This is a genomic window from Promicromonospora sp. NPDC057488 (assembly GCF_042802395.1).
Taxonomy (GTDB): domain Bacteria; phylum Actinomycetota; class Actinomycetes; order Actinomycetales; family Cellulomonadaceae; genus Promicromonospora.
Genome location: NZ_JBHVEG010000230.1, coordinates 1 through 8,404, shown reverse-complemented (window position 1 = coordinate 8,404; position 8,404 = coordinate 1). Strand labels below are relative to the sequence as shown.

The following is an 8,404-nucleotide window of genomic DNA, read 5'->3' as shown; positions in this document are numbered from 1 at the left end:
AGCCTGTCGAGACCGGTCCTGGTCTCGACAGGCTCGACCGGCGGTGGGCGCCGTCTCCGGCGCGCCCCGCCTGCTTCACCCGCCCACGCTCGGCATGATGGGCCGGTGTCCTCAGCACTGGCCCATCCGTCGTTCCGCGAGAACCACCCCGGCCCGCCGCCCGCCGCGGTCGAGACCGGCCGGCTCGACCGTGCGCTGCGGGACTACCTCGCGCACCTGAGCGTGGAGCGGGGCCTCTCGGCCAACACCGTCGCGGCCTACCGGCGCGACCTCGTGCGGTACGTGGCCTACCTCGACACGGCGGGCCGCGGCGGCCTGTCCGGGGTGACGGAGTCCGACGTCACCTCCTTCGTCGAGTCGGTGCGCCAGGGGACCGACGGCGGCCGGCCGCTGTCGCCGTCGTCCACCGCCCGGGCGCTCGCCGCGGTGCGCGGCTGGCACCGGTTCGCGCAGGCCGAGGGCCTCGCCGTGGACGACCCGTCCGCCGAGGTGCGCGCCCCCACGCAGATGCGGCGGCTGCCGCACGCCCTGTCCGTCGACGACGTCGCCGGGCTGCTCGACGCCGCGGGCACCGGCGACGGGCCGCTGCCGCTGCGGGACCGGGCGCTGCTGGAGCTGCTGTACGCCACGGGCGCGCGGATCTCCGAGATCGTGGGCCTCGACGTCGACGGCGTGGGGGACAGCACCGCCGTCCGGCTGCTCGGCAAGGGGTCCAAGGAACGGGTGGTGCCCGTCGGCTCGTTCGCCCGCGACGCCCTGGAGGCCTACCTCGTGCGGGCGCGCCCGGCGCTGGCCGCGGCCGGCCGGGGCACGCCCGCCCTGTTCCTCAACACGCGCGGCGCGCGCATGTCGCGGCAGACCGCCTGGGCCGCGCTGCAGGCCTCCGCCGGCCGGGCCGGGCTCACGGAGCACGTCTCGCCGCACACCCTGCGGCACTCGTTCGCGACCCACCTGCTGTCCGGCGGGGCCGACGTCCGCGTGGTGCAGGAGCTCCTGGGGCACGCCTCGGTCACGACCACGCAGATCTACACGATGGTCACCCCCGACGCCCTGCGCGAGGTCTACGCCGCCGCCCACCCCCGGGCGCGCTGACCGAAGGACGCCACGCCGGGGCTCCGAGCCGGGCAGTGCCCACACTCTGGTATAGCGTGGCGGGCGTGAGCGAGGCACCCAGCCCGGAGGGAGCGAGCACGATGACCGACATTCTTCTCGGCAAGACGGTCGTCGGCGCACCCAACGACTCGGAGATCGTGCGCGACGTGGTGGGGCGGGTCATGCCGGACCTGCCCGAGCCGGCGCCCCTGGCGAGCCACGGACCGGCGCGCATCATCGCGATGTGCAACCAGAAGGGCGGGGTGGGCAAGACCACGACCACGATCAACCTCGGCGCGTGCCTGGCCGAGTACGGCCGCAAGGTGCTGCTGGTCGACTTCGACCCGCAGGGCGCCGCGTCGGTCGGCATCGGGGTCAACCCGCACGAGCTCGACCTGACGATCTACAACCTGCTCATGGAGCGGGGCGTGGACGTCCAGGACGTGCTGATCCCGTCGGGCATCGAGAACCTCGACGTGCTGCCCGCGAACATCGACCTGTCGGCCGCGGAGGTGCAGCTCGTGGGCGAGGTCGCCCGGGAGTCGGTGCTGGCCCGCGCCCTGCGCCCGGTGATCGACGACTACGACGTGATCCTCATCGACTGCCAGCCGAGCCTCGGCCTGCTCACCGTGAACGCCCTGACGGCGGCGCACGGCGTACTGATCCCGCTGGAGTGCGAGTTCTTCGCGCTGCGCGGCGTCGCGCTGCTGGTGGAGACCATCGAGAAGGTGCGGGACCGGCTCAACCCGGCCCTCGAGATCGACGGTATCCTCCCGACCATGTACGATTCGCGCACCCTCCACTCCCGGGAGGTCGTGGCCCGGGTGCACGAAGCCTTCGGCGACACGCTGCTGCACTCGATCATCGGGCGCACGGTCAAGTTCCCCGACGCCACCGTCGCCGCCGAGCCCATCACCGCGTACGCGCCGGGGCACCCCGGCGCCGCCGCGTACCGTCAGCTCGCCCGGGAGCTCGTGGCCCGTGGCGACGCTGCCTGACGCCGGGGTGCTCTCGACCGAGGCGCCGTCGTCGGAGCAGGCACCCGCGACGCCTGGGGAGCAGCCCGCCGAGCGGCCGTCGTCGCGCATGTTCCAGGTGCGGCTGCACAACTTCGAGGGTCCGTTCGACCTCCTGCTGTCGCTCATCGCCAAGCACCAGATGGACGTCACCGAGGTGGCGCTCGCGGTCGTGACCGACGAGTTTGTGGCGCACATCCGCGAGGCGGAGCGGGCCTCCCGCGAGGCCGCCGAGCGCGGCGAGGTGCACGAGTCGTGGGACCTCGGCGTCGCCAGCGAGTTCCTGGTCATCGCCGCGACGCTCCTGGACCTCAAGGCCGCGCGCCTCCTGCCCGGCGTCGTCGACGAGGACGCCGAGGACCTGGAGCTGCTCGAGGCCCGCGACCTGCTGTTCGCCCGCCTCCTGCAGTACCGCGCGTACAAGGAGGTCTCCAAGGTCCTCGCGGACCAGATGGCGTCGTCCGGCCGGCGGGTGCCGCGCCTGGCGCCGCTGGAGCCGCACCTGGCCGCGATCCTGCCGGAGCTGGTCTGGGACACGACGCCGGAGCGGCTGGCCGAGCTCGCCGCGAAGGTGCTCGCCCCGAAGCCGCCGCCGGTGGTCGGGCTGGCGCACCTGCACGGCTCCGCGGTCAGCGTGCGCGAGGAGGCCGGCGTGATCGTCAGGCGCCTGCGCACCGAGCGCTCGGTGACGTTCCGGTCGCTCACGGCCGGTACGGAGCGCTTGGTGACCGTGGCCCGGTTCCTGGCGCTGCTGGAGCTGTTCCGCGACGCCCTGGTCGGGTTCGAGCAGGTCAGCCCGCTGGGCGAGCTGACGGTGCGGTGGACCGCCGGGCCCGACGACGGCGGCAAGTACCTCGACCCGGCGGCCGGCCCGAGCGAGTTCGACGAGGACGACGTCCCGGCGCCTGCGGAGTCGGAGTCCGACACCTCGGCGACCGGCACCGCGGCGGCCGAGGACACCACAGCAGACGCGACAGCGGCGCACGCGGACCTCGTGCGGCCCGGAACGGAGGCGACGGCATGACCGTCGAGGAACAGGCCCCGCAGGCCGAGCTGGACGCCGCGCCCGACGCCGTCGCGACCCCCGCCCCCGAGGAGCCGGTGCTCGTCGACGTGCACACGCTCCCCGGCGGCGCGCACGCGGCGGTCGAGGCGGTGCTCATGGTGGCCGACGCGCCGATCGGCGCGGACCGGATCGCGGCCGCGCTGAACCTGACCCAGGACGAGACCGACGACATCCTGCACGAGCTGGCCGACGAGTACGCCGGGCACCTCGGCTCGCGTCCGCGCGGGTTCGAGCTGCGCCGCACGGTCGACGGCTGGCGCATCTACTCCTCGACCGCGCACGCCGACCCCGTGGGGCGCTTCGTGCTGGACGGCCAGTCGGCCAAGCTGAGCCAGGCCGCGCTGGAGACGCTCGCCGTGATCGCGTACCGTCAGCCGGTGACGCGTGGCCAGATGAGCGCGGTGCGTGGCGTGAGCGTCGACGGCGTGGTGCGCACCCTGCTGACCCGCGGGCTGATCGCCGAGATCGGCCAGGACCCCAGCTCGGGTGCGGTTCTGTTCGGAACCACGGGATACTTCTTGGAGCGGATGGACTTCTCGTCGCTCGACGAGCTGCCCCCGCTGGCGCCGCACCTGCCGGACCTGGACATGATCGACGGCCTCGACGGGCTGGACTCCTAGTCCTGCCCGAGGCCCGCGAACCTGCCACGCGTGCGCCCCTTTCCCGTAGATCTTCCGACGTATCGAGAGACGAATCATGAGCAACGAACGCCGCGGCGGGAGCCGCCGCGACTCCGGTGACGGCCAGCAGCCGCGCCGTCCTTCCCGTTCCGGCAAGCCGGGCGGCAAGCAGGGCGGTCAGAACTTCCGTGGGGGCAGCTCCGCGAAGAGCCGCGCCCAGGCCAACGCGCCGCGCCGTCGGCCCGCCAAGCCCACCGAACCGGCCCGTGACGTCCACGTCGAGGACGGCGTGCGCCTGCAGAAGGTGCTCGCGCAGGCGGGGCTGGGCTCGCGCCGCGCGTCGGAGGAGCTGATCGCGAACGGGCGCGTCGAGGTGGACGGGCAGATCGTCACCGAGCTGGGCGTGCGGGTCGACCCGGCCACCGCCGTCATCCACGTGGACGGGCTGCGCATCCAGCTCGACCAGAACAAGGTGACGATCGCGCTGAACAAGCCGCTCGGCGTAGTCTCCACGATGGACGACCCCAAGGGCCGCCCGACGGTCGCCGACCTCATCAAGAACCGCGAGGAGCGCCTGTTCCACGTGGGCCGGCTCGACGCGGACAGCGAGGGCCTGCTGCTCCTGACGAACGACGGCGAGCTCGCCAACCGTCTGTCGCACCCGAAGTATCAGATCGCCAAGACCTACCTGGTCACGGTCGAGGGCGAGGTCTACCCGCGCGTCGGCCGCGAGCTGCTGAAGGGCGTGGAGCTGGACGACGGCGTCGCCAAGATGGACGCCGTGCACGTGCTCCAGCAGATCGACGGCTTCGCGATGCTGGAGGTCGTGCTGCACGAGGGCCGCAACCGCATCGTGCGCCGGATGTTCGACGCCGTCGGGCACCCCGTCACGCGGCTGGTGCGCACCCGGATCGGCCCCATCCCCCTGGGCGACCTGAAGGCCGGCCGCACCCGGGTGCTGGGCCGCACGGAGCTCGGCACCCTGATGAACGCCGTCGACCTGTAGCCTCTCGGGCCGAGCACCACTCCACTCAACGAAAGCGAGCAATCTGTGACCAGCCCCGTAGTGATCGCCATCGACGGGCCGTCGGGCTCCGGCAAGTCGAGCGTGTCGAAGGCGGTCGCCGCGCGGCTCGGCCTGGCCTACCTCGACACGGGGGCCATGTACCGGGCGGCCACGGTGTGGAGCATGGAGACGGCGGACCTGGCCGACGCCGCGGCCGTCACCGCCGCGGTGAACGTGATGCCGCTGGTCATGGGGCTGGACCCGCAGGCGCCGGGCGTCGAGCTGGACGGCCGCGACGTGGCCGAGGTCATCCGCACCACCGAGGTCACCACGAACGTCTCGAAGGTGGCGTCCAACCTGGACGTGCGCGCCGAGCTCAAGCGGCTCCAGCGCGCGATCATCGACCAGGAGTCGGGTCCGGCGGCCGTGCACTCCGCCGGCCGGGGGATCGTGGCCGAGGGCCGCGACATCACCACGGTCGTCGCGCCCGACGCCGACGTCCGCGTGCTGCTCACCGCCTCGGAGGAGGCGCGGCTGCGGCGCCGGTCGCTGGAGGTGCACGGGGCCGCGGACGCGAGCGCGGTGGAGGCCACGAAGGACCAGATCCTGCGCCGCGACCAGGACGACGCCAAGGTGACGCAGTTCCTCGTCGCAGCGGACGGCGTGGTGACGGTGGACTCCAGCGACCTCGACTTCGAGCAGACGGTCGACGCGGTGCTCGCCGTGGTCGCGCAGGCTCAGGCGGCGGCCAGCACGGTCTGACGGCGCGGTGGGGTAGGTCATATGCCCGCGAGTCGGCCGGAGCGGGTCGGGCCTGCGACAATGGGCGCATGACCCACGACTCCTCTGCATCCGAGGCTGCCCTGAACCCGGCGGCCGGAGACGATGCTGCCCTGGACGACGCCGCCACCGTCGCACCCGACCTCGACCTCACCGAGACCGAGGACGACGTCGCGCGCGAGCGCGCCCTGCGCGTCGGCCTCGAGGAGTTCGAGCTCGACGAGGAGGACCAGGCGCTCCTGGACTCCGAGTGGTCCGACGACGAGTCCGAGGCTGAGCAGATCCTGCCGGTGCTCGCGATCATCGGCCGCCCGAACGTCGGCAAGTCGACCCTGGTCAACCGCATCCTCGGCCGCCGCGAGGCGGTCGTGGAGGACAAGCCGGGCGTGACGCGCGACCGCGTGTCGTACCCGGCCGAGTGGGCCGGCCGCCGGTTCATGCTCGTGGACACGGGCGGCTGGGAGGTCGACGTCGCGGGCATCGAGTCAAAGGTGGCCGAGCAGGCCGAGGTCGCCATCTCCCTGGCGGACGCCGTGGTCTTCGTGGTCGACGCCGCCGTGGGCGCCACGGCCACGGACGAGCGGGTCGTCGAGCTGCTGCGCCGCTCCGGCAAGCCGGTCGTGCTGTGCGCCAACAAGGTGGACGGCGCCTCGGGCGAGGCGGACGCCACGTACCTGTGGGCCCTGGGCCTGGGGGAGCCGTTCCCGGTCTCGGCCCTGCACGGCCGCGGCACGGGCGACCTGCTCGACGCCGCCGTCAAGGCGCTGCCCACGAAGTCGGCGCACGGCACGCTGCGGCCCGCGGGCCCGCGCCGCGTGGCGCTCGTCGGCCGGCCGAACGTCGGCAAGTCGTCGCTGCTGAACAAGATCGCCGGCTCCGAGCGGGTCGTGGTCGACGAGGTCGCGGGCACGACGCGTGACCCGGTCGACGAGCTGATCGAGCTGCGCGGCATCCCGTACTGGTTCGTCGACACGGCCGGTATCCGCCGTCGGGTGCACCAGACCAAGGGCGCCGACTTCTACGCGTCGCTGCGTACCGCGGCCGCCATCGACAAGGCCGAGATCGGCGTGGTGCTGGTGGACGCCTCCGCACCGCTGACGGAGCAGGACATCCGCGTGATCCAGCAGGTCGTGGACTCCGGCCGCGCGCTGGCGATCGCGTACAACAAGTGGGACCTCATGGACGAGGACCGTCGGCCCTACCTCGAGCGCGAGATCGAGAAGGAGCTGGTGCAGATCCAGTGGGCGCCGCGGGTGAACCTGTCGGCTCGTACCGGCTGGCACAGCGAGCGCCTGGTCCCGGCGATCGAGCGGTCGCTGGCGTCGTGGGACCGTCGTATCCCGACGGGCAAGCTCAACTCGTTCCTGGGCGAGCTCGTGGCCGCGCACCCGCACCCGCTGCGGGGCGGCAAGCAGTCGCGCATCCTGTTCGCGACGCAGGCCTCGACGCGTCCGCCGCGGTTCGTCATCTTCGCCACGGGGTTCATCGAGGCCGGCTACCGCCGGTTCATCGAGCGTCGCCTGCGTGAGACGTTCGGCTTCGAGGGCACGCCGATCGAGATCTCGGTGCGGGTGCGGGAGAAGCGCCGCCGCTGACGGCGTTCCGGCGGCGCGGCACGCCGGGCCGATGCCTACATCGGGGCCGGATCGCGGTACCTTCGGGTCGTGCTTCCGGCCAGTATCCCCAGCCCTGACCCGGTGTGGTCCCAGTTCAGCCTGGGCCCCCTCACCATCCACACCTACGCCCTCTGTCTGCTGGCGGGCATCGTCGCCGCCGCGTGGATCACGGACCGGCGGCTCCGCGCGCGCGGAGCCGCCCCCGGGATAGCGATCGACATCGCGATGTGGGCGGTGCCGATCGGCATCGTCGGCGCCCGGATCTACCACGTGCTCACGCACCTCGGGGACTTCACCGGCCCCGGTGTGGACCCCTGGGCCTGGGTGCGGATCTGGGAGGGCGGTAACGCCCTGTTCGGTTCGCTGCTGGGCGGCGCGCTCGGCGTCTGGATCGGCTGCCGTATCTCCGGCCTGCGCTTCTGGTCGTTCGCCGACGCGCTCGCGCCCGGCCTGCTGGTGGCCCAGGCGATCGGCCGCCTCGGCAACTATGTGAACCAGGAGCTGTTCGGCCTGCCGACCACGCTGCCGTGGGGCCTGGAGATCCGCTCCGACGCGCCGATGTTCCCCACCGGCACGCCCGAGGGCACCCTGTTCCATCCGCTGTTCCTGTACGAGATGATCTGGAACCTCATCGGCGTGGCGGTGCTGCTGTTCATCGAGCGCCGCGTGGTGCGCCGGAACGACGCGCTCCTGGCGGACGGCGGAACCCCCGGGCCCGGCCTGCGCTGGGGCCGCATGTTCGGCCTCTACCTGATCTGGTACGGCCTGGGCCGCAGCTGGCTCGAGTCCATCCGGATCGACCCGACGAGCGACGCGCCGCTGGGCGTCCCCGCGAACATCTGGACGTCGGGCATCGCGATCCTGCTGGGCATCGGCATCCTCGTGGTGCAGGGGCGGCGGCACCCGGAGGCGGAGCCGTCCGTCTACATGCCCGGCCGCGAGCCGGAGGACGAGGACGCCGAGGCGGGCGCCGCGGGTGCCGCGGCCAAGAAGCCTGCGGGCTCGGACAAGGCCGAGGACGGCGCGGACGCCGACGGCGCGGACGCGAGCCCGGTGGATCCGGCGGGTAGCAGGTAACCCTGGTCGTGCTGGATCGGGCGCCGCGAGCGGTCCGGGCGAGCAGCCCGGGCCTGCTGCGAGGCACGGTCGGCGGCGCGGGGTAAGACCGACTCAGCGGGGAGGGTAACGGAGAGGTAGCACTGCTACCT

8 protein-coding genes are annotated in these 8,404 nt (G+C 73.0%); all 8 read left to right on the top strand.

Going from position 1 to position 8,404, the window contains the following annotated elements; genetic code table 11:
• The first annotated feature begins 105 nt into the window (after window positions 1-105).
• The gene (gene xerD / locus ACFU5G_RS27540; protein WP_377251880.1) at window positions 106-1,092 is read left to right on the top strand and encodes a site-specific tyrosine recombinase XerD; all 987 of its coding nucleotides are present in this window, start codon (window positions 106-108) and stop codon (window positions 1,090-1,092) included.
• A 101-nt stretch (window positions 1,093-1,193) separates the two neighbouring features.
• Window positions 1,194-2,090 (top strand): ParA family protein, encoded by an 897-nt coding sequence (locus tag ACFU5G_RS27535; RefSeq protein ID WP_377251882.1) that lies wholly within the window; start codon window positions 1,194-1,196, stop codon window positions 2,088-2,090.
• A complete protein-coding gene (locus tag ACFU5G_RS27530) occupies window positions 2,074-3,132 on the top strand; it encodes a segregation and condensation protein A (RefSeq protein ID WP_377251878.1) in 1,059 nt (352 codons plus the stop codon). Before ACFU5G_RS27535 ends, ACFU5G_RS27530 begins: the two co-directional genes overlap by 17 nt.
• Complete coding sequence (locus ACFU5G_RS27525; RefSeq protein ID WP_377251876.1) at window positions 3,129-3,794, top strand: SMC-Scp complex subunit ScpB; 666 nt, start codon at window positions 3,129-3,131, stop codon at window positions 3,792-3,794. Before ACFU5G_RS27530 ends, ACFU5G_RS27525 begins: the two co-directional genes overlap by 4 nt.
• Window positions 3,795-3,870: 76 nt before the next feature.
• Window positions 3,871-4,800, top strand: coding sequence for a pseudouridine synthase (locus ACFU5G_RS27520; protein ID WP_377251874.1), 930 nt, complete (start codon window positions 3,871-3,873; stop codon window positions 4,798-4,800).
• A 45-nt stretch (window positions 4,801-4,845) separates the two neighbouring features.
• Window positions 4,846-5,562 carry a (d)CMP kinase gene (gene cmk / locus ACFU5G_RS27515; protein ID WP_377251872.1) on the top strand — a complete coding sequence of 239 codons (717 nt, stop codon included), beginning with the start codon at window positions 4,846-4,848 and terminating at the stop codon, window positions 5,560-5,562.
• A 68-nt stretch (window positions 5,563-5,630) separates the two neighbouring features.
• Entirely contained in the window at window positions 5,631-7,175 is a 1,545-nt protein-coding gene (gene der, locus ACFU5G_RS27510) for a ribosome biogenesis GTPase Der (RefSeq protein WP_377251870.1), read from the top strand.
• 69 nt (window positions 7,176-7,244) lie between these two features.
• A complete protein-coding gene (lgt, locus tag ACFU5G_RS27505) occupies window positions 7,245-8,273 on the top strand; it encodes a prolipoprotein diacylglyceryl transferase (protein WP_377251868.1) in 1,029 nt (342 codons plus the stop codon).
• Window positions 8,274-8,404 lie beyond the last annotated feature (131 nt).

Coding starts and splice junctions, on each gene's coding strand:
- ACFU5G_RS27535 (WP_377251882.1), top strand. CDS start 1,194: ATGACCGACATTCTTCTCGGCAAGACGGTCGTCGGCGCACCCAACGAC.
- ACFU5G_RS27525 (WP_377251876.1), top strand. CDS start 3,129: ATGACCGTCGAGGAACAGGCCCCGCAGGCCGAGCTGGACGCCGCGCCC.
- ACFU5G_RS27520 (WP_377251874.1), top strand. CDS start 3,871: ATGAGCAACGAACGCCGCGGCGGGAGCCGCCGCGACTCCGGTGACGGC.
- der (WP_377251870.1), top strand. CDS start 5,631: ATGACCCACGACTCCTCTGCATCCGAGGCTGCCCTGAACCCGGCGGCC.